The sequence below is a fragment of the Pseudanabaena sp. 'Roaring Creek' genome (genome assembly GCF_001402795.1).
In the GTDB taxonomy this organism is placed as follows: Bacteria; Cyanobacteriota; Cyanobacteriia; order Pseudanabaenales; family Pseudanabaenaceae; genus Pseudanabaena.
The window spans coordinates 1-19980 of the sequence record NZ_LIRE01000763.1; the positions used below are offsets into that span (position 1 = coordinate 1).

General features: G+C 43.8%; 21 protein-coding genes. 13 read left to right on the forward strand and 8 right to left on the reverse strand.

Going from position 1 to position 19980, the window contains the following annotated elements; genetic code table 11:
- Nucleotides 1-224: 224 nt before the first annotated feature.
- Nucleotides 225-3086, reverse strand: a complete 2862-nt coding sequence (gene uvrA, locus AC805_RS23750; protein ID WP_055077702.1) for an excinuclease ABC subunit UvrA — start codon at nt 3084-3086, stop codon at nt 225-227.
- A 351-nt stretch (nt 3087-3437) separates the two neighbouring features.
- Here uvrA and AC805_RS23755 point away from each other — a divergent pair, with 351 nt between their 5' ends.
- Together AC805_RS23755 and AC805_RS23760 are read left to right on the forward strand one after the other, a co-directional pair.
- On the forward strand, nt 3438-3872 hold the full coding sequence (locus tag AC805_RS23755) for a rubredoxin (RefSeq protein ID WP_156341559.1): 435 nt from the start codon (nt 3438-3440) through the stop codon (nt 3870-3872).
- Between the two features lie 69 nt (nt 3873-3941).
- Nucleotides 3942-4946 carry a photosynthesis system II assembly factor Ycf48 gene (locus AC805_RS23760; RefSeq protein WP_055077703.1) on the forward strand — a complete coding sequence of 335 codons (1005 nt, stop codon included), beginning with the start codon at nt 3942-3944 and terminating at the stop codon, nt 4944-4946.
- Nucleotides 4947-5026: 80 nt separating this feature from the next.
- Here AC805_RS23760 and AC805_RS23765 read toward each other — a convergent pair whose 3' ends face one another.
- From AC805_RS23765 to AC805_RS23785, 5 genes are all read right to left on the reverse strand, one after another.
- Nucleotides 5027-5698: a 1-acyl-sn-glycerol-3-phosphate acyltransferase gene (locus AC805_RS23765; RefSeq protein ID WP_197278834.1), complete on the reverse strand. Its 672-nt coding sequence runs from the start codon at nt 5696-5698 to the stop codon at nt 5027-5029.
- A gap of 61 nt (nt 5699-5759) precedes the next feature.
- A complete protein-coding gene (locus AC805_RS23770) occupies nt 5760-6404 on the reverse strand; it encodes a nuclease-related domain-containing protein (protein WP_055077704.1) in 645 nt (214 codons plus the stop codon).
- Nucleotides 6405-6471: 67 nt separating this feature from the next.
- Nucleotides 6472-6762 (reverse strand): BolA family transcriptional regulator, encoded by a 291-nt coding sequence (locus AC805_RS23775; RefSeq protein ID WP_055077705.1) that lies wholly within the window; start codon nt 6760-6762, stop codon nt 6472-6474.
- A gap of 39 nt (nt 6763-6801) precedes the next feature.
- The gene (locus tag AC805_RS23780) at nt 6802-7515 is read right to left on the reverse strand and encodes a ribonuclease H-like domain-containing protein (RefSeq protein WP_009626315.1); all 714 of its coding nucleotides are present in this window, start codon (nt 7513-7515) and stop codon (nt 6802-6804) included.
- Nucleotides 7516-7725: 210 nt separating this feature from the next.
- Entirely contained in the window at nt 7726-8418 is a 693-nt protein-coding gene (locus AC805_RS23785; protein WP_055077706.1) for an NrtR DNA-binding winged helix domain-containing protein, read from the reverse strand.
- A 109-nt stretch (nt 8419-8527) separates the two neighbouring features.
- Between AC805_RS23785 and AC805_RS23790 the strand changes: the two genes are divergently transcribed.
- The 10 genes from AC805_RS23790 (at nt 8528) to AC805_RS23830 (ending at nt 16405) form a co-directional block, all read left to right on the forward strand.
- A complete protein-coding gene (locus AC805_RS23790) occupies nt 8528-9379 on the forward strand; it encodes a protein phosphatase 2C domain-containing protein (RefSeq protein ID WP_055077707.1) in 852 nt (283 codons plus the stop codon).
- The gene (locus tag AC805_RS23795; RefSeq protein ID WP_055077708.1) at nt 9373-10146 is read left to right on the forward strand and encodes an ADP-ribosylglycohydrolase family protein; all 774 of its coding nucleotides are present in this window, start codon (nt 9373-9375) and stop codon (nt 10144-10146) included. Before AC805_RS23790 ends, AC805_RS23795 begins: the two co-directional genes overlap by 7 nt.
- Complete coding sequence (locus AC805_RS23800; RefSeq protein ID WP_055077709.1) at nt 10140-10913, forward strand: ADP-ribosylglycohydrolase family protein; 774 nt, start codon at nt 10140-10142, stop codon at nt 10911-10913. The genes AC805_RS23795 and AC805_RS23800 overlap by 7 nt, the downstream gene beginning before the upstream one ends.
- A gap of 17 nt (nt 10914-10930) precedes the next feature.
- Nucleotides 10931-12787: a hypothetical protein gene (locus AC805_RS23805; RefSeq protein ID WP_055077710.1), complete on the forward strand. Its 1857-nt coding sequence runs from the start codon at nt 10931-10933 to the stop codon at nt 12785-12787.
- 44 nt (nt 12788-12831) lie between these two features.
- Nucleotides 12832-13428 (forward strand): hypothetical protein, encoded by a 597-nt coding sequence (locus AC805_RS23810; RefSeq protein ID WP_055077711.1) that lies wholly within the window; start codon nt 12832-12834, stop codon nt 13426-13428.
- Between the two features lie 38 nt (nt 13429-13466).
- Nucleotides 13467-13754 carry a hypothetical protein gene (locus AC805_RS23815; RefSeq protein WP_055077712.1) on the forward strand — a complete coding sequence of 96 codons (288 nt, stop codon included), beginning with the start codon at nt 13467-13469 and terminating at the stop codon, nt 13752-13754.
- Nucleotides 13748-14167: a type II toxin-antitoxin system VapC family toxin gene (locus AC805_RS23820; protein WP_156341560.1), complete on the forward strand. Its 420-nt coding sequence runs from the start codon at nt 13748-13750 to the stop codon at nt 14165-14167. The genes AC805_RS23815 and AC805_RS23820 overlap by 7 nt, the downstream gene beginning before the upstream one ends.
- Before the next feature lie 26 nt (nt 14168-14193).
- The gene (locus AC805_RS23825) at nt 14194-15240 is read left to right on the forward strand and encodes a hypothetical protein (protein WP_055077714.1); all 1047 of its coding nucleotides are present in this window, start codon (nt 14194-14196) and stop codon (nt 15238-15240) included.
- A 26-nt stretch (nt 15241-15266) separates the two neighbouring features.
- Nucleotides 15267-15428: a ribbon-helix-helix protein, CopG family gene (locus tag AC805_RS25945; RefSeq protein ID WP_156341561.1), complete on the forward strand. Its 162-nt coding sequence runs from the start codon at nt 15267-15269 to the stop codon at nt 15426-15428.
- Nucleotides 15429-15631: 203 nt separating this feature from the next.
- Complete coding sequence (locus AC805_RS23830; RefSeq protein ID WP_055077715.1) at nt 15632-16405, forward strand: hypothetical protein; 774 nt, start codon at nt 15632-15634, stop codon at nt 16403-16405.
- Between the two features lie 30 nt (nt 16406-16435).
- Here AC805_RS23830 and AC805_RS23835 read toward each other — a convergent pair whose 3' ends face one another.
- A complete protein-coding gene (locus tag AC805_RS23835; RefSeq protein ID WP_055077716.1) occupies nt 16436-17905 on the reverse strand; it encodes a BCD family MFS transporter in 1470 nt (489 codons plus the stop codon).
- Between the two features lie 233 nt (nt 17906-18138).
- Here AC805_RS23835 and AC805_RS23840 point away from each other — a divergent pair, with 233 nt between their 5' ends.
- Nucleotides 18139-18678 carry an ankyrin repeat domain-containing protein gene (locus AC805_RS23840; RefSeq protein WP_082429630.1) on the forward strand — a complete coding sequence of 180 codons (540 nt, stop codon included), beginning with the start codon at nt 18139-18141 and terminating at the stop codon, nt 18676-18678.
- Between the two features lie 173 nt (nt 18679-18851).
- On the opposite strand, the gene AC805_RS23845 is transcribed toward AC805_RS23840, so the two are convergent.
- A complete protein-coding gene (locus AC805_RS23845) occupies nt 18852-19619 on the reverse strand; it encodes a sucrose-phosphate phosphatase (RefSeq protein ID WP_055077717.1) in 768 nt (255 codons plus the stop codon).
- Nucleotides 19620-19980: the final 361 nt, after the last annotated feature.

Below are 19980 nucleotides of genomic sequence, written 5' to 3' on the forward strand. Positions count from 1 at the left end.
TATAGTTGTTTTAAATAACTTGTAGACGGGCTTCGACTTCGCTCAGCCCTCGGTGTAAGCTAGCTGAGCGAAGTCGAAGCTGTAGTTTTTATTTGAATTATCTATATGTCCTGATACAGTTGGCGGCAGTTATAGTTCTAAATAGGAAAGGGCAGCGCTTCGCGCTGCCCTTTCCTATTTAGTGTTTTAGGACTGAGAATCAAACCCCAAAACTTGTGCCCAACCTAGATACTGCGAGGATATTCTGCTAAAACTTGCTTGAGATATTTGCCTGTATAGGAACTTTTGACTTTAGCAACCTGTTCGGGCGTTCCTTCGGCGATGATTTTACCACCGCGATCGCCACCTTCGGGACCGAGATCGACGATCCAATCCGCACAACGAATCACATCAAGATTATGCTCAATGGTGATGATGCTATTACCCTTATCCACCAGACGTTGCATCACATCCAGTAGCTTATGTACGTCATAGAAACTTAAGCCCGTAGTAGGCTCATCGATGAGATAGAGAGTTTTACCCGTAGCCCTGCGAGCTAGTTCGGTTGCCAGTTTCACCCGTTGGGCTTCACCACCTGATAATGTTGGGGCAGATTGTCCTAAGCGGACATAGCCCAAACCCACATCCACCAGCATTCCCAATTTAGTATGTGCTGAGGGAATATTCTCAAAAAAGTGCATCGATTCTTCGATGGTCATATCAAGGACATCAGCGATCGTCTTTTCCTTGTATTTAACCTGTAAAGTTTCCCGATTGTACCTTGCTCCTTTACACACATCACACTGTACATAGACATCAGGCAAGAAGTTCATCGAAATCACATTTACTCCCTGCCCCGAACAGGCTTCGCAACGCCCCCCCTTGACATTAAAGGAAAATTGTCCCGCTTTATAGCCTCTGGTTTTCGCCGCAGTGGTCAGAGCAAAGGTTTCCCGAATGACATCAAAAAGCCCCGTATAGGTGGCGGGATTGGAACGAGGGGTACGTCCGATTGGCGATTGGTCAATGACGATGAATTTATCAAGGGCTTGAAGTCCTTTCACCTCTCCCACACCAATGGGAACTGGGATTTTACGGGAGAAATGATGGTCGAGAGAATTATGGAGCAGGTCATTGATGAGGCTGGATTTCCCCGAACCTGAGACACCCGTAATACAAACGAGTTTTCCTAAGGGAAGTTTGACGTTGATATGTTGGAGATTATTGAGATGGGCATCGCAAATTTCCAGATATTTGCCATTGCCCTTACGTCGTTCTGCAGGGGTATAAATTTGCTTTTTTTTGGATAGGTAAGCGCCTGTAAGCGATTCGGGATGCTCCTCAATATCCTTGACGCTGCCTTGGGCGACAACTCTCCCACCATGCACTCCCGCGCCAGGACCGATATCGACTAAATAATCCGCTGCCCGAATCGTTTCCTCATCATGCTCGACTACGATCAATGTATTTCCAAGATCGCGCAGTTTTGTTAGAGTTGCCAGAAGTCTGGAATTATCGCGTTGGTGCAGTCCAATGCTCGGCTCGTCGAGAACGTAAAGTACACCCGTTAAACCCGAACCAATTTGCGTGGCTAAGCGGATGCGCTGAGCTTCGCCGCCAGAGAGGGACATGGTGGAGCGATCGAGGGTGAGATAGTCTAAGCCGACATCGAGAAGGAATTGTAATCTCGCTCCGATTTCCTGTAACACCCGATCGCCAATTTGTCGCGTACGCGCATCGAGTTCTAAATTTTTGAGGCGATCGCGACAAGTGCCAATGGGAACCGAGACAAATTCCACAATGTTATACCCACCCACCCGCACGGCAAGGGACTCAGGCTTGAGGCGAGTTCCATCACAGGTCGAGCAGTTCTGCTCGATTAGATAATTTTCTAGCTTCTGTTTTTGTGATTCGCCTGCTTCCTTATACTGCTGTTCGAGAATGGAGATTGCTCCTTCATAACGCTTGTAATAGCCCTCAGTTCGCTCCCGATAAAGTGAGTCGGGTTTAATTAAAATCTTTTCGGTCGTGCCATAGAGAATAATGTCAATCTGTGATTGGGATAGATTTTCCCAAGGTGTAGTGATTTCAAAGCCTGCGTATTCACCGACACTTGCGAGTAGGGAAATGTAATAGGTGTGGGTTTTGTCTGCCCAAGGGGCGATCGCGGCATAAACGGGCAGAGAGGGATCGGGAACTAATAGTTCGGGATTAAAGGTTTTGATGCTACCTAATCCATGACAGGCAGGACAAGCTCCATAGGGAGAGTTAAAAGAGAACATCCTTGGGGAGAGTTCTTCCATGACTGCGCCATGTTCGGGACAGGCAAAGTTTTCGGAAAATGTGAGTAGGTTGCTGCCTTGATCCCGATCGGAGTCTGTCCGATCGAGAATCTCTACCATGGCAATTCCTTCGGCGCGTTTCAAGCATGTGGCGAGAGAATCGGTCAGCCTTTCTTGGATATCACCTTTGCGAATTAGGCGATCGACGACAATTTCAATATCATGGAGTTTATTTTTATCCAGTTCGATATTGTCGCTAAGTTCGCGGACTTCTCCATCAATACGCACTCGTCCGAAACCTTCCGATGCCAAACTCGCCAGTAACTTCTTGTGGGTTCCTTTTTTGCCGCGAATTACGGGGGCTAGTAATTGGAATCGCGTACGATCGCCTAATTCCATGATCGAGTCCACCATCCGATCGATGGTCTGTGGCGCTATATTGCGATCGCAAATGGGACAATGCGGCGAACCTGCGCGACCAAACAGCAAGCGCAGGTAATCGTAAATTTCGGTAACCGTACCGACGGTGGAGCGCGGATTATGGGAAGTGGATTTTTGGTCTATGGAAATCGCAGGACTCAATCCCTCAATGTAGTCCACATCGGGCTTATCGACCTGTCCGAGAAACTGTCGAGCATAGGCACTCAGGGACTCAACATAGCGGCGTTGTCCCTCGGCAAATATTGTGTCAAAGGCGAGGGATGACTTGCCCGAACCAGACACACCTGTAAACACGATTAGGCGATCGCGCGGAATCGTCAGATCGACATTCTTAAGATTGTGCTGTCTTGCACCCTTAACTTGAATATGAGTATGGTCTGGCATTCGAGCGCGATTTATATTTGTAGCGTAAAGATTTGTTACTAGTGTATGCGATCGCCGTAATATTTGTGGGCTTTGACGATGGTGGATTAGCCCTTTTGGTATGACAATTGCCCTCGTTTCATATAGCTTTCGCCAAGTATATATAGGACATAAACCCCAAGACTTGAATGGCGGCGCTTCGCGCCGCCATTCAAGTCTTGGGGTTTGATTTTTCCTCATTCAAGTGACTGTAGCTATACAGGCGATAAAGGCAAAGATTGTTTGAAACACAAGGTCGGGAAAGATATGTCAAAAAGATGTAATAATTTGTAACAGAATTACCAAGCGATCGCTTTACGGGCGATCAAATTTATGGAACCCGAATTAACCAATGCGGCAGCCGAAAACATAGAAATAGCCAATACTGAAGTAGATACAGAAGCCAATACCGAAGTAAATACCGAAGTAAATACGCCAGACATACCAGATATAAAAGAGGAACTACATCGTCATGAATGTGGCGTATGTGGCTACATATACGAACCATCCGTAGGCGATGCTAAGCGAAATATTCCTAGTGGCACAGCCTTTGAAGACATCCCTAACGATTGGCGTTGTCCCGTTTGCAATACCAAGAAAAAAGCATTTGCCGATATTGGCGTTGCTGCCAAACCCTCTGGCTTTACCGAAAACCTAGGCTATGGATTTGGGGTAAATACACTCACCCCAGGACAAAAAAATTTATTGATCTTTGGGTCGCTGGCGCTAGCGGTCATTTTCTTCATTAGTCTTTACGCCCTCGATTAATTCACTCCTTTAGCATAGTTTCTTACAAATTTTCTTACAAATTCATTTGCAAATTTTCTATAGATTTTTATGAATAAAAGCATAAAACGCTTTCTTACTTCTCTATCCCTCTGCCTATTCCTAATTTGCGGCGGATTATTGGGCATGGGAATGCCAATTGCCTCAGCCAACCATGGCAATTGGCATAAGGTCGATCTCCCAGTGGCGATTACACCCCTCGATCTTTGGTTTGACAAAAACGATCTCGATCACGGTTGGTTAGTTGGTACTGAGGCAACCCTGCTCGAATCAATTGACGGTGGCAAAACTTGGGAAGAGCGCAAACTCGATCTCGGCGACAGCATTTATCGCTTCTCATCCATTAGTTTCTCTGGCAAAGAGGGGTGGATTACAGGACAGCCCTCCCTCTTGCTCCACACCACCGATGGCGGTAAATCTTGGTCGCGCATCGGACTTAGCTCCAAGTTGCCTGGCGACCCCTTTGCGATCGTCGCGCAAGGTAAAAACTCCGCGGAAATGGTCACAGATTTAGGGGCGATCTATTCGACACAAGATGCAGGACAGAATTGGAAAGCTTTAGTAACGCAAGCCGTAGGTAATGCTCGCAATCTCAACCGTAGCGCCGATGGTCGTTATGTTGCGATATCGGCAAATGGTAATTTTTATTCAACATGGCAACCTGGGGATGTAACTTGGATTCAACATAATCGCAATAGCTCCCGTCGGGTACAGAACATGGGTTATACCCCCGATAACCGTCTATGGATGTTAAATCGTGGCGGTCAAGTTCAGTTTAGTGAAGTTGGCGAATTTGACAAGTGGGAGAAAAAGCAAACTCCCCGTGAAGGCGGTGGCTTTGGTCTATTGGATCTCGCCTATCAAGATGAAAATAATGTTTGGATTTCGGGTGGTAGCTCCCGCTTGATCCATAGCGAAGATGGTGGCAAGACATGGAAGCGCGATCGCTCGGCGGCAAATGTCGGCGCGAACCTCTATCAGGTTTACTTCTTCTCCCACGATCGCGGTTTTGTCATCGGGCAAAATGGCACATTATTAGCCTATTCCCCCGACTAATACCAAAACCCAAAATGGCGTAGCCATTTTAGATTTTATCAAGCAGAAAATGGCGGCGCTTCGCGCCGCCATTTTCTGCTTTATCGACCTAAGGCATGGAGGGCATTAATGGCATCCGCACATTTTTGGGTATAGGCTTCAAGGGTAGCGCGATCGCTAGAATCAGGCGCGGGAATCAACTCGCCGATTCTAACGGTGACGGGTTGAAATAACTTTGGAAATTTTGCTCCCTTCGGAAAAATCGTTTCCGTTCCCCAAACGCTTACGGGTAAAAACGGCGCTTGTGTTTTAGCGGCAATCATCGCCGCCCCTAGCTTGGGATCGGTGATCTTTCCATCCAGAGTCCTTGTACCTTGCAAAAAAATCCCCGTTGCCCAGCCCTTATTAATTGAATCGATCGCCGATCTAATGGCAGCGCGATCGCCTGCCCCCCGCTTGACGGGATAAGCTCCAAAAGCTTGAATGGCTTGGCTGATCACGGGGATGGTAAACAACTCCTCCTTTGCCATAAATGCCACAGGGCGACCCATACAACTCCCAACGATTAACGGATCGAAGTCACTAGCATGGTTACTAACCACAATAAGATTGCTAGTTAGGGGCACATTTTCAGCCCCATAGATTTTCTCTTGATAAAACAAGTGTAATAGCGGTCTAACTACAATCCACTTAAACATCTTGTAAAGGATCGGGTTGCCACCCTTATCGGTTTCATCTTTGTTGGTGCTTGTAGGGGCTATATTGTTTTCCATTAACCAATCTTCCGCAATATTATTTCTTAAACTTAGTATGTATTTGGTACATTCTCTACTTTTAACCTAGAGATTGCAAAAGTGAGATCAATTTTGCTTTTTCTACTACATATACGTTTTGCAATTTACCAGACTGAATTGCAACGCTTGCCTTTGAAAATGCCAATATTGGAGTCACAAAATTTAAATCTTTATGCTTTCTTACCTGTAAAGCCTGCCTCATTACTTGTGCAAGAAAATCCTTCTCAAAGTGATATTTGTGCTTCCCCATATACCTATATAGCTTTCCTCCATCGGCTACAACTCTACCTTTATGGGATTTCACATCGATAGCATAGAATTTTCCTCTTGGGGAAACACAAAAAATGTCAACATCGCTTAATGTATTCCCCAGACGAATACCATACTCAATTTGCCATCCATCTTTTTCTAGCTGAGCGAGCAATCGAGCAATATCTTCTTCACCTTCAGCCCCCCGATCGGCAAGATTGGCTCTCTGCCACAGCGAAGTGCCCTTAAAGATTAACAATAAAGCAACAGCCATGAAAAATAAATAAAAAATTGGAGGAAAGCTAAAGTTTAGTATTACTAAAAATGCTAGAAAAAATGTAAAAAATGCAGAAATAAAATACCCAGAGGATTTTATACGTCTAGTTAAAGCTAGTTCGCGGATATTCTGTCCAGCTTGACGATTGATTTTCGGCATAGTTATAAATCTAATTATTGCTATCCCCTACGAAATCCCCGCAAATTAATTATTCAAGGTGTTGGTGTTAATTATCGAGCTGACTCCATTGTTCAAGAGTATAGGTTTTAAGAGATAGCGCATGAATTGTTGTTTGCATTTGATCTTCTAAGGCAGCATAGACCATTCGATGCTGCTGCATCATGGTTTTGCCCGTAAAGCCTGAAGCCACAACGATCGCATCGTAATGACCGCTACCTACAGGTGCATTCATCCGTCCTTGATGGTGTTTGTGGAGATCGCTGCGATCTTCGATTTCAACGACGGTTGCACCGATCTTTTCTTGCAAAATAGCTTTTATTGTGGATGCGACATTCATACTTTGACAATGGTAAATTACTAGGCTAGGGATATTTTGCTAATGGGAAGGTCTTTGTAAGGCTGCTCCCTGTCGCGAGCGGATGCGTTGTTCCGATCGCGGATCGATCTTAAGATTAATTGTCTGGTGCTTATGGCGATCGATTAAGGGAAATTGCGTTTGCCAGTTGCTAATAATATGAAAATAATTTTCGGCATCTTCTAAACAATACTCATAGATTTCATTAAGAATTGTTTCATATCCCTTTTCCTTACGTAATACTTTAATTCCATTACGAAAAACATAATATCCCTTAATTCTTTTATAGATAGGAATCCCTAAATAGGCAAATAGATTGTTTAATCCTTGATTGAGATCGGTGCGCTGACTGGTTCTTTGCAGGTCGAGGATTCTAATATTATCTACTTTAGGGATAAAGTCTAAAGCATCAATTCTTTGCCTTAAACAAAACATATCGCTTGTTGAAAGCCCGTAACCAACAAAATACTTTCCCTGCAAACTATGTAAGTCATTTAAAATATCTTGAATTATCCGCTTTTCTTGAGTGCTCGATTCAATAAATTGAATTTTGATATATTGTTCGTTGCTATCTTCTAAAATACGGGTAAGCGTATAACCAAATATTTTCTGTACCGATCCATTCTTTTGAAAATCGCGACACCATTCTAAGTCTAGAAAAACAAGATCGTACAGCGATCCATCATAGAAATTGTTTGTACATTGACTCGGAAGCTTGAGTTCCCTTTTATACATAGAGTTTGGCTCAGAGATGGGCTAGAGGAGAGCTAGCAAGTAGATTACTACTACATTTACCTATACATCGTAATGGTAATGTTCAGTTTGTGATCGCTAATTTGGCGATCGCATCATTAAGAAAGAGCAAAGAAAGAACAAAAAAAGAGCAAAAAAAGAGCCGAAATGGTTCGACGCTTTGGCACTGCTTTCTGGGACGAGATTTCGGGGTTAGATTTCAAAGTTAAACCCATTTTGTTTTAGTTGTAAGTATTTATCCTCATCAAATTGATATAGTTTTGCGGCACGGTGAGAAACACCTTTCTCGATTTCCCCTGTGTCAATCAGCAAGTCCATATTCAAGATTTTTTTGCGAAAATTACGCTTATCTAAAGATCGAGCTAGTACAGTTTCGTAAAGTTTTTGGAGTTGGGAAAGGGTGAATTGCGTCGGCAATAGCTCAAATCCGATCGGTTCGTAACGAATTTTGCCCCGCAGTCTCGCGATCGCTATTTGCAGAATCTCATTATGGTCAAAGGCAAGGGGCGGGATGCGATCGATCGAAAACCAATTTGCATCCCTTGCATCGGTTGCTGCTTTAATTTGCTGCTCGCAAAGATCAATCAGGGCGTAATAGGCAACCGTGACCGTGCGATCGCGGGGATCGCGATCTAAGTTGCCAAAGGTATAAAGCTGCTCCAGAAAAACATCATGAATTCCCGTTTCTTCTTGCAGTTCACGCAAAGCAGCCTCCTCAAGGGTCTCATCCATACGCACAAATCCCCCAGGGATCGCCCATTTCCCTTGAAATGGAGGAATATCGCGCTGAATGAGCATAACCTTAAGTTCTTGCTGCATATCAAGTCCAAATACAATGCAATCAACAGTGAGGGCAGGTCGGGGGTATTCGTAGGTATGTGACATAGGTTTGGGGTGGGCAAAGTTTCTGCTATGCAGAAACTTTGCCAGTCATAGTTGACATAGTGTAAAAATAACACTATATTAGTTTGTGTGGTTTATACACTATATCGCGATGCAAGAACAAGTAGGTATTCTCGATGAGCGATCGCTAGATATTTCTGAATCCTTTGGTCAGGATTTAACCAATCAATTTGAATATGCCAGCGGTTCCATCATCGGGCGTAACCATGTTCTTGCTGGCAAAAACAATCAAGATGCTTATCAAATCGTTAAACAAGAAAAATTTATAACTGCGGTGGTGTGCGATGGCTGCGGCAGTGGTAAACATAGCGAAGTTGGCGCAAAGTTAGGCACAAATCTGGTGATTAATGCGATCGCCGATCTGCTCAGCCCAGAGGACAATCAAGATTTAGAAATCGATCCTGACTTTTGGCATCTCCTTAAGCTCCATTTATTGCGGAAATTACAAGATATTGGATCGATTGCTAATGCTGATATGCAATTTGTGAATGATTATCTGTTATTTACAATTGTGGGTGCATTAATTACGCCTCGCGAAACCGTCACTTTCTCTATGGGCGATGGTGCGATCGCGATCAATGGCAAATTCAAGCAAATCTCTCCCTATCCCAATAATGCTCCTCCCTATCTAGCTTACGGGCTGTACAAACCCGAAGCAATAAATTTTGAAATACGCGATCGCTTACCCACATCAGAACTAGAATCTCTTCTCATTGCCACTGATGGAATTAGCGATCTAGTACAAGTTGAAAATATCAATCAATTTTGGCAAGAAGATCGCTATTTCAAAAATCCCGATGCCATACGACGCAAATTAGCGATGCTCAATCGCGAAGAAGTCAAACCTGATTGGCATAGAAAAGAGTTAACTAAGCGATCAGGTGTTTTGTCAGATGATACGAGTTTGGTAGTGATTAGAAAAAAGAGGTATGACTTATGTTAGGCGCGATCGCTGGTGATATTATCGGCTCGATTTACGAAATCTCCAATCACCGATCCAAAGACTTCCCGCTTTTTAGTGAAGGATGCCGATTTACTGATGACACGGTTTTAACTGTAGCGGTAGCGGATTGCTTAATGCATCAAGGTAGCTATGCTGAATACATCAAAACCTATGCTCGGCTTTATCCCACAAGAGGATATGGTGGAAGATTCATTGAATGGATGAACTCAGAAGCAATGGAACCATACAATAGTTGGGGAAATGGCTCGGCGATGAGGGTTAGTCCCATTGGATTCGCTTATGCAGATAGAGAGACTGTCATGCATGAAGCTCAGTGTTCTGCTGAAGTTACACATAACCATCCTGAGGGGGTTAAAGGTGCACAAGCAACGGCAATCACAGTCTTCATGGCACGCCAAGGTCACAGTAAAGAGCAAATTAAGACAGAAATAGTCAATTCCTTTGGATATGATTTGAGTCGCACCTTGGATGAGATTCGTCCAACTTACAAATTTGATGTATCTTGCCAAGGAACTGTTCCACAGGCTATCACCGCATTTCTAGAATCAACCGATTTTGAAGATGCAATTCGGAATGCAATTTCCTTGGGTGGTGATAGTGATACGCTCACTTGTATTACAGGAGCCATAGCCGAAGCCTATTATGGTGGTGTACCAAAAGCGATCGCCGAAAAGGTCTTTACTTACCTCACGCCGAAAGTTCGTCAAGTGGTTGAAGAATTTAGAACGAGGTATGACTTATGTTAGGTGCGATCGCTGGTGATATTATCGGTTCGATTTATGAAGTAGTGCCGATGAAGCGTAAGGACTTCAAACTATTCTCCTTTGGTAGTCATTTTAGTGATGATACTGTTCTTACCTATGCCGTGGCAAAATCCCTTCTTACGGGAACCAGCTATACTGGCAACTTCAAAAAATGCTTTTGGCGCTATCCCTTAGCAGGTTTTGGACAGAGATTTACTTGCTGGGCAATGAGTAATCGGAAAGAAGGATATAACAGTTGGGGTAATGGTGCAGCAATGCGCGTCAGCCCGATCGCATGGGCATACAACAATCTCGAAGATGTTCTCAAGGAAGCGGAGCGCTGTACGGCAGTAACACATAATCATCCTGAAGGAATTAAAGGCGGACAGGCAACAGCAGCAGCAATTTTCTTGGCGCGTCAGGGCAAAACCAAAGTAGAAATTCAAGCTTATATCGAGCAAAATTTTCATTACAATCTGCATCGTACTATAGACGAAATTCGCCCCAATTATAAATTTGAGGTTTCCTGTCAGAAAAGTGTTCCTGAAGCGATTATCGCCTTTTTAGAATCAACGGATTTTGAAGATGCGATTCGCAATGCTGTATCTCTTGGTGGTGACAGTGACACGATCGCTTGTATCACAGGCAGTATCGCTGAAGCCTTTTATGGTGGTGTTCCTGAAGCGATCGCTAAACCAGTATGGAAAAAGTTAGATCGGCGCATTCGTCATACGGTGACTGAGTTTAGAAAAGTTTATCAATTGCCATAAAGCATTGGAGCAACCTCATGGAAGTCTACCTCAATCAAAAACGGATTAAAGTTAATCCAAAAAATGCGATCGGCAAGGGTGGCGAGGCAGATATCTATGACTTAAAGAATGGTAAGGTTCTCAAACTATTCAAAACTGCCGATCATCCCGATTATCAATTGCTTCCACAAGAACAATTAGCGGCTCAAGCGAGATTATCAATCCATCAACAAAAATTACCTGCTTTTCCACAAAATTTACCTGCGAGGGTGATTAAACCTGAAACTTTAGCCACAGATAAACAGGGAATGATATTGGGCTATGCGATGCCCTTTTTGCAAAATACCGTACCGCTTTTGAAATATAGCGATCGCAATTATCGCAGCACCAACGGGCTCTCGCAGCAATTAGTGACTAACTTATTTCGCGACTTGCATAAGACAGTTCTGAAAATCCATCAAGCCAATGTCACGATTGGTGATTTCAATGATTTGAATCTATTAGTTTCGCAAAATCAAGTTAACCTCATTGATGCGGATTCCTTTCAGTTTGAACAGTTTCTCTGTCAGGTGTTTACAGCGCGATTTGTCGATCCGATCCTGTGCGATCGCAGCGCCAATCAGCCAATTCTGAACAGTCCATATAATCCCGAATCCGATTGGTATGCCTTCACGGTGATGCTGATGCAGAGCCTACTCTATGTCGATCCCTATGGCGGTGTATACAAGCCCAAATCGCCAACAGCAATGATTCCCCACAGTGCCAGACCACTGCAAAGAATAACTATATTTCATCCCGATGTCCGCTATCCCAAACCCGCAATTCCTTACCAAGTTCTATCCGATGATTTATTACAACATTTCCATCATTGCTTTGAAAAAGATTGGCGTAGTACTTTCCCCCTATCTTTGCTCGAATCAATGCATTGGACTAAATGCCATCAATGCGGCATCGAACATTTAAGAACTACTTGCCCAATTTGTACGCCTTTAATTGCGATTGTTCCCTCTACCACTGCCAGAGGAGCAGGAGATGAAGGCAAGTGTAAGGTTCTCCATATATTCCAAACCGAAGGCGTAATTCTGCAAGTCGCTTTACAAAACAATTCTCTTAATTATCTCTATCATATTAACCACGAATTTAAACGCGAAGACAACGCAGTTTTATTGTCAGGAGAACTCGATGCTAATATTCAATTCGCCATCTTTGGTAAGTCCACAATCATTACCAAACAAGGCAAAGCACTTACTCTCACTCAAGGACAAACGCAAGCGATCGCCGCCGATCTAATTCGGGCTAATTCCTTTTCTCGCTATTGGATTGATCAAGGGCAATTACTGCATGATGGTAAATTAGGGAATGAATATATTGGCGATATTCTCGAAGGACAAACGCAATTCTGGATTGGGGAAACCTTCGGGTTTGGCTTTTATCGCGCAGGCTCAATTTGTGTCGCTTTTACCTTTGATGCTAAGAGGTCAGGAATATGCGATCGCCTGAATATCCCCCTAATTCAAGGAGAGTTAATCGATGCAAATTGCATCTTTAGTAATGAACTCTGCTGGTTCTTTACCATCACCCAAGAGCAAGGCAACATTATCCATCGAGTTTCCGTATTGCGTCCAAATGGTGAATTATTGGCAACTCGCGCTGTTCAAAAAGGCGATCTTGCATGGTTGACGAATATTCATGGAGGCAGTGCGATCGCTAATTGGCTATTCGTTCCCACTGACGAAGGTATCTCTAGAGTCGAGGTAAACAATGGACAGATTATGATTACCAAAACTTTCCCCGAAACCGAACCCTATGTCGATAGCGGCTGTTCTCTCATTGTCGGCTCTCAAGGTATCTATGTGATTCATGCCCAAAAGATTTTGCAGCTACAATTGTCCTAACACCAGATTTTTCCTTTTTCCTTTCTACTTCTTCCTTGAAAATTATGTCTTATAGCGAATTTACTCTAGAATCAGTTCAGATAGCCTTTGACCTCACAATTACTGAACGTGCCAATTTACTAAACGATACTCCTTTAGCAGAAGCTAGTGAATTTCTTAGCCAACTTCTCAAAGAGTTTGTTCCTCTAGCACTAGCAATGAATACTGAAAAAGCGCGATCGGAATTAATTATTGCGCCTATTTTAGTAGAAGTTCGCAAAAAACACTTAGACAAAGCGAGTTTATTCTCAGGTGTAGAACTAAACGTTGGTCGCGATTCGGGATTAAATGGCGTTTGTGATTTTTTATTAAGCCGATCGCCTTCACAACTAATGCTCAAAGCCCCTGTAGTCGTTGTAGTTGAAGCCAAAAAGGAAAATATCAATGGAGCATTAGGACAATGTATTGCCGAAATGTGGGCAGCCAAACTCTTTAATCAACAGCACCAAAATGATATTTCTGTCATCTATGGAGCCGCTACTACTGGCAATGATTGGAAGTTTTTACGCTTAAGCGATCGCCTAGTGGAAATTGATTTAACTGAGTATCAACTCAGCAACATCGACAAAATTCTGGGTATTCTATCCCTAGCATTTCAGTAAAATCACGTTAAAATCATTGCAAATTCAGGAAAAATAAAATGAGAACAATTCAATTGGATGAAGAAACTAGCCGTGATCTTGATGAGCTTTCATCACAGCAGCAGATCACTCCTGAAGAATTGATCAAGCAATTAGTTCGAGATCGCTTGCAACAACCCAGTAAACCTAAAACAGTTATGCAAAAGTTGCAGGAAGCAGAGCAACAGCGTGGTAGACCTCGATATTTTGCGGAAGGTCGTCCCGATCTTTCGGATCGAGATGTTCGTAAAGCAATTATTGCTGAACAGATTCAGAACAAGCACAAGAGAATATCGGAGCAATCATGAATTATCCATCGATTCTTGTTGATAGCTGCGCCTTTGTTTCTTTCTATAACAAAAGAGATAGTAACCATTCCTTAGTATATGAATTCTTTCTAAAATGTACAAGCCAACTGATTACAACAACAGCCTGCATTACTGAAACTATCTGGCTACTAAATTTTGATTATCGCGCTCAAAATGAGTTTTTAGAGGATCTGATAACTGAAGTCTACATCCATCAATCACTCACACTTTGGGACTTTAGTAGAATCGCTGAACTGAATGAGAAATATGCTGATCGTAGGGCTGACTTCGCTGATTTATCGCTAATTGCTGTTTCCGAAAGGCTAGATATTCCTGCGATCGCCACTTTCGACAAAGACTTCCAAGTATATCGCCGCTATCGCAATCAACCTTTTGTAAACGTTCTTGCCTAAAGTTTTAAAACTGGAGAACTCTAATCATGACTATTCAAACCCAACTTCCTATTCCTGCCTTTTTTGATCGCCACAAAGTCGGATCGGTATGGCGCGTTCCCTATCAAGATCGGGCAAATCAAGCCGAGGCATGGGCGAAACAGCATGGCATCGTACCTGCCGCTAAGGATCGCAAGAAAATTTGTTTGATGGCGATCGATGTGCAGAATACCTTTTGTATTCCTGACCATGAGCTATTTGTCGGTGGACGATCTGGGACTGGTGCGATCGAGGATAACGTACGCTTGTGTGAATTTATCTATCGCAACCTGCACCACATCAGCGAAATTGCACCCACGATGGATACCCATACCGCCATGCAAATCTTCCATCCTATCTTTTGGGTAAATGACGCAGGTGAACATCCCATTCCCAATGCCACTTCCATTACTCTAGAAGATGTCCAGCAAGGAAAGTGGAAAGTAAATCCAGCGATCGCCTATAGTCTCGCCAAGGGTAACTACATGGCAATCCAGCGCCACGCCTTGCATTATGTCCAGAAACTCAGCGATGAAGGCAAGTTCCCGCTTACGGTTTGGGCATATCACTCCATGCTCGGCGGTATCGGTCACGCGCTAGTTTCTTCTGTCGAGGAAGCCATGTTTTTCCATAATATCGCAAGGCATAGCCAGACTAACTTTGAAATTAAAGGCGGCAATCCTCTCACGGAGAACTATTCTGTCTTGCGTCCCGAAGTAATGGATGGAGCCGATGGCAGACCGATCGCCCAAAAGAATACGCGCTTTTTGCAAAGGCTACTGGAATTTGATGCCGTAATCATTGCGGGGCAAGCCAAGAGCCATTGCGTAGCATGGACAATTCAAGACTTACTCAGTGAAATTCTCGCCCATGATCCAAAACTAGCCAAAAAGGTCTATCTGCTCGAAGATTGCACTTCACCCGTAGTCGTTCCTAATGTTGTGGACTATACCGATCAAGCCGATGCAGCATTTCAACGCTTTGCCGATGCAGGGATGCATTTGGTGAAATCCACGACTGCAATGGAATCTTGGACAGATCTTAATCTTGCATAAACTCCAATTCTTTAGGAGAAACTTTAATGGTGAGCATTAATCTTGATGATGAGACAGAAAGATATCTGGTGGCAATTCTTGCCAAAGAGAACACCACCAGTTCAGAATTGATCGAACGCTTGCTCAGAGAATATTTGGAATCCATTCAAGCCAAGAAAAACTTTCTCGAACGTTGGCTATCAAACTAAGTTCAAGAAAAGAGAAAAAACTTCCCCCAATCATCAATAATACCAATTCCCAAAATGGCGTTGCCATTTTGGGAATCTAAAACCCTTACTGGGTTTGGTTTTTAATTCAATGAAGAGTTGCCTCACTTCAGTGAATTGGTATAAACCCAAAACTAAAGACTAAAAGCCAATTACCAATTACCAATTACTAATTACCAATTAAAATGACCAACATCAACGATCTCTTCCAATCCGCCCTAGATGACGGAACCCTTTCCAATGAATCTTTGCAAGCATTGACAGTTTATGACCTCGGCGCACAAATCCAAGCGGGGCTTGGCATCCATGTGGATGATGTGATGTCCAGCGAAGTCGTATTAGTAACAGTCATGCCCGATGACTCAGGCTCGATTCAATATGCGGGTAATGCTCAAGCCGTGCGGGGCGGACATAACTCTGTCATCGATGCACTGACCTCCTCACAGCAACAAGATAACATTCTGATTCACAATCGCTATCTGAATGGAACAGTTCTCTATCCCTACTGCCCGATCGCTCAAGCTATTCGCATGGATACTAAAAATTACGATCCCAATAAAGGCACGCCACTTTACGATCAGACGGTAGTACTATTGGGGACTGTCTTGGCAAAGGCGCAGGAATTTTCGGATAATGGTGTGCCCGTTCGCACTGTGACCCTAATTATTACCGATGGGGACGATTGTGGTTCGATCCGCCATTCAGCAAAGGATGTTGCCGCGATCGCCCACGATATGTTGCGCATGGAAAATCACATTATTGCCGCAATGGGCATAGATGATAACTCCACGGATTTTCGGAAAGTTTTCAAGGAAATGGGCATCCGTGATGAATGGATTCTCACACCTGCGAATAGCGATGCTGAAATCAGGAAAGCCTTTCAAGTCTTTTCGCAATCGGCAATGCGAGCGAGTCAGAGTGCGGCTAACTTTAATTCTCTTGGTGGGTTTGGAGCATAGAATTACCGCGCCAAAGGCGCGGTAATTCTATTAATCGATTTCGTTGGCAAATACTGTCGCGATCGCCTGTTTGGCATCGGTGCGAAATTCCTGTACATTCACCCGACTCAATAAAACTACGGCGCAGATCATCACCGCAGCTTCACAGACAAATACAAAGCTATAGGCGACCGTATTAGAATCACTAAATAGTTTCTTCCCAATATCTAATACTACTCCACCTGCGACTGTGGCAAGCCCTCTAGCGATCGCTTGAGATAATCCCCAAGCACCGACAAAAGTTCCTGCCGTCTCTGCGGCCGTGAGGTCTAGCATTAAACTTAATGCCCCTGAAGTGGTAATTCCCGAAGCAAAACCAAAAAGCGCTAGGGAAACTTGCAAAGCCCATGTTTTTTGGACAAATCCAGATATTAGTAATAGAGCGCAACTTGCTGCTACTAGATAGCAACCTAATCTCGTGGAATTTTCTTTGCCTAGCTTGGGAACGATTAAAAAACCCGAAGAACTCAAGCCAATCAGAGTACCCATCCCAAAAGCAGCATTAAGTTGTGTAGTCGCACAAATACTCATACCAAATACTGCGCCGCCAAAGGGTTCCATAATGGCATCCTGCATGAAAATACCAATAGTCATCATCAGTAAGAATGAGAAGAATAAACCCGTTTGTTTACTCGCCGTTAATACTTTTAAGGCTCTAGCAAGACTGAGCTTGTCTTCGGCATTAGTTCCATTAAGAATATGATTTTCCGCAACGCGCAACTTATAGCGGGAATATTTTTGCTCAATGCCATAGGTAGCAGCAACGGATAGAGCGACCACCGCCGAAGGAACAATCACAAATACCGAATTAACCGCTTTTTGTAACTGAGCAAGGCGATCGCCATTGGCATAAATTGAAATTTCGTTGGGTGGGGCTCCCGTGCAGGGAAGCAGTTTGGAAACAGCGATCGCGCCAATGACAATGCCGACCATCAGCATCGACCAAACGATCCCCACTAATTTGGAGCGTTCTTCCTCATCAGAAACATCCACTAATAAAGCCGCAAAGGGAGTGGAGCTAAAGCTAATTGCCATGCCATAAAGAGCAAACATGACCGCCAGAAAAACTGCCCATGCATAGGTAATTCCATTCCATCCAATCTCATGGACACTGCGTCCTAATTCCCACATGACCTGTGTCGTTAAAAATCCGACGATCGCAAATACTACTGCCCCAACCCAGACATAACCCGAACGATGTGTTCCAAAAATAGTCTTGGCATCGGAAGTCTGTCCAAACCAGATGCGAGAAGGCGACACAAATAGGGGCATGGCAATAAATCCTGCGGTAAGGGTGGCAGGAATGGTCAGTTCATTAATCATCAGTCGGTTCAGTAACCCTGCAACCAACAAGGACATAATCCCTAAACCCATCTGAAATAGACCGATCCGAAACATTTGGAGTAAGGGGAGTTTAGGCGGTAACTCTTCTAAGTTAGTAATATCGACTTGATTATTCATTGGTTGAGATGGAGATTAAAAAATTACTAAAAAATGACTAATACTCACTTTAGCACTCGATTCGGAATGCCCCGCATGGAGATAAGGTCGCACTTATCGCAGCCTTGACGTAATCCCAAGTTAAGAAATGGCTACGCCATTTCTTAACTTGGGATAACTTCCGCAGAATTGCGCTAGTCGATCCCCTCACAAATTCATAGACTCTAAGAAAATCTTGAGATGCGGGTAAGTCTATGAATTCTTTTTTAAGAACCTCAAATTTTTTATTAGCTTTTGGCTTAGTTCTCAGTTTTAGCAACGATATATACGCGATCGAGTTTCCTAAAAATAATTTGCTTAATGAACCTAACAACCAAGTTAAGGAAACCAGACAAGTTAAGCAAGAAGAAAAACAAAACCGCAACGCTCAATTATTAATCGCCAGTCAAAAGGGAAATCTCAAGGAAGTACGATCGCTAATTTCCCAAGCAACCGATGTCAATGTCCGCGATGAATATGGTTGGACACCTTTGCTATGGGCGGCGATGAACGGGCATACGGAGATCGTTCGGATTTTATTAGTGTCAGGGGCAAATCCCAATACACGCAATAAGTATGGCTGGACTCCACTCATGTGGGCATCGGGGCAGGGGCATGGTGAAATTGTGCGATCGCTTATCGCCGCAGGGGCAAGACTCAACGCGCAGGATCGCAATGGCTGGACTGCCCTCATGTGGGCTTGGGATGGCAAGCAAGAAGAGGCTGTCGCAATTTTGCAAAGTGTTACTAAGTAGCTACGCCTAGAAGAGCATACCGCCCGCGTAGCGGGCGGTATGCTCTCTGGTTTTGTTTTTAATTTATAGCTGATAAAATCAAAGCGCCAAAGAGAGTTGCCGCGCTCCGCGCGGCAACTCTCTTTGGCGCTTTATGTCCTAATACAGTTGGCGGCAGCTATACGAAAGTGTTGTCACACTTTCGTGAATTGGTATAATCCATCGAGCAAATTAAATTTTTGTAAGGCTTCTAAAATACCAGCAGCATAGGCATTCTTCGCAAAGTAATGACGTTCTGCGTTCGCATGGGCTGCATACCATTCAATTAACTCAAGCTGGGCGTTGTTAACAATTACCCCAAGTGCTGGCTGTTGAAACATACTAATATCATTGCCCGAATCACCACATACCAAGGTTCTCGCATTAGTAATACCGAGCCTTTGTTGCAGATATTGCACGGCATATCCTTTATGGGCATTCACAGGCAAAATATCAACATCAATATTACTGCTGAAAACAACCTGAGCTTTTAAGTTTGCGCTTCGCAAATTCGCAATCAGTTTAGCGATCGCGCTAGCCGCACCGAGCAGATGAAAACTCATTTTCCAAGGATTCTGCTCTTTTGGCGATTGTAGTTGTAGTTCGGGAAAGCGCTCGCCAATCAGTTTAGCGATCGCCTCTCTTTGCCAATCTGCGCCGATATGCCTTGCCCAATCAAGATCTAGACTCTTCCCGCAATATATCTCTGAGCCAACGCCTGTCACCCAATAGTTTGGTTCGATTAATTCTCGTTCCAGCTTTAACTGCTGCGCTGAGCCATAGGAGCGACCAGTCGCATAAACTAATAGGCAATGCTGGCGATGCTGGTAGAGGATCTGGTTTAGTTTTTGAGTGGCATGATCGTCACCCACAAGGGTATTGTCCAAATCCGTCACTAATAAAATTCGCTCGATCTCATTCATACTCCCTTCCCAGTGAAAAATTGGACGTTGCGGCGCGAAGCGCCTTTTGGTTTAGACGTTACGGCGCAAAGCGCCTTTTAGTTTAGAGGTTGCGGCGCAAAGCGCCTTTTGGTTTAGACGTTACGGCGCAAAGCTCCGCAACGCTAATTCTTGGTTTTGTATGTCTATTGCTTTGGTGGGAAGGGAGTAATACTAAATCACAAAATGGCATAGCCATTTTGTGATTTTATACCAATTCCCAAAAGTGTGGCTACACTTTTGGGAATTGAAAACCAAACCCAGTAAGGGTTTTAAAAACACAAAATGGCATAGCCATTTTGTGTTTTGGTATTAAACCCCTTATGCTCTTGCGGATAAAAAA

Excerpts from the sequence above, each read along its gene's own strand:
- uvrA (WP_055077702.1), bottom strand. The coding sequence starts at position 3,086 with ATGCCAGACCATACTCATATTCAAGTTAAGGGTGCAAGACAGCACAAT.
- AC805_RS23755 (WP_156341559.1), top strand. The coding sequence starts at position 3,438 with ATGGAACCCGAATTAACCAATGCGGCAGCCGAAAACATAGAAATAGCC.
- AC805_RS23760 (WP_055077703.1), top strand. The coding sequence starts at position 3,942 with ATGAATAAAAGCATAAAACGCTTTCTTACTTCTCTATCCCTCTGCCTA.
- AC805_RS23765 (WP_197278834.1), bottom strand. The coding sequence starts at position 5,698 with ATGGAAAACAATATAGCCCCTACAAGCACCAACAAAGATGAAACCGAT.
- AC805_RS23770 (WP_055077704.1), bottom strand. The coding sequence starts at position 6,404 with ATGCCGAAAATCAATCGTCAAGCTGGACAGAATATCCGCGAACTAGCT.
- AC805_RS23775 (WP_055077705.1), bottom strand. The coding sequence starts at position 6,762 with ATGAATGTCGCATCCACAATAAAAGCTATTTTGCAAGAAAAGATCGGT.
- AC805_RS23780 (WP_009626315.1), bottom strand. The coding sequence starts at position 7,515 with ATGTATAAAAGGGAACTCAAGCTTCCGAGTCAATGTACAAACAATTTC.
- AC805_RS23785 (WP_055077706.1), bottom strand. The coding sequence starts at position 8,418 with ATGTCACATACCTACGAATACCCCCGACCTGCCCTCACTGTTGATTGC.
- AC805_RS23790 (WP_055077707.1), top strand. The coding sequence starts at position 8,528 with ATGCAAGAACAAGTAGGTATTCTCGATGAGCGATCGCTAGATATTTCT.
- AC805_RS23795 (WP_055077708.1), top strand. The coding sequence starts at position 9,373 with ATGTTAGGCGCGATCGCTGGTGATATTATCGGCTCGATTTACGAAATC.
- AC805_RS23800 (WP_055077709.1), top strand. The coding sequence starts at position 10,140 with ATGTTAGGTGCGATCGCTGGTGATATTATCGGTTCGATTTATGAAGTA.
- AC805_RS23805 (WP_055077710.1), top strand. The coding sequence starts at position 10,931 with ATGGAAGTCTACCTCAATCAAAAACGGATTAAAGTTAATCCAAAAAAT.
- AC805_RS23810 (WP_055077711.1), top strand. The coding sequence starts at position 12,832 with ATGTCTTATAGCGAATTTACTCTAGAATCAGTTCAGATAGCCTTTGAC.
- AC805_RS23815 (WP_055077712.1), top strand. The coding sequence starts at position 13,467 with ATGAGAACAATTCAATTGGATGAAGAAACTAGCCGTGATCTTGATGAG.
- AC805_RS23825 (WP_055077714.1), top strand. The coding sequence starts at position 14,194 with ATGACTATTCAAACCCAACTTCCTATTCCTGCCTTTTTTGATCGCCAC.
- AC805_RS25945 (WP_156341561.1), top strand. The coding sequence starts at position 15,267 with ATGGTGAGCATTAATCTTGATGATGAGACAGAAAGATATCTGGTGGCA.
- AC805_RS23830 (WP_055077715.1), top strand. The coding sequence starts at position 15,632 with ATGACCAACATCAACGATCTCTTCCAATCCGCCCTAGATGACGGAACC.
- AC805_RS23835 (WP_055077716.1), bottom strand. The coding sequence starts at position 17,905 with ATGAATAATCAAGTCGATATTACTAACTTAGAAGAGTTACCGCCTAAA.
- AC805_RS23840 (WP_082429630.1), top strand. The coding sequence starts at position 18,139 with ATGAATTCTTTTTTAAGAACCTCAAATTTTTTATTAGCTTTTGGCTTA.
- AC805_RS23845 (WP_055077717.1), bottom strand. The coding sequence starts at position 19,619 with ATGAATGAGATCGAGCGAATTTTATTAGTGACGGATTTGGACAATACC.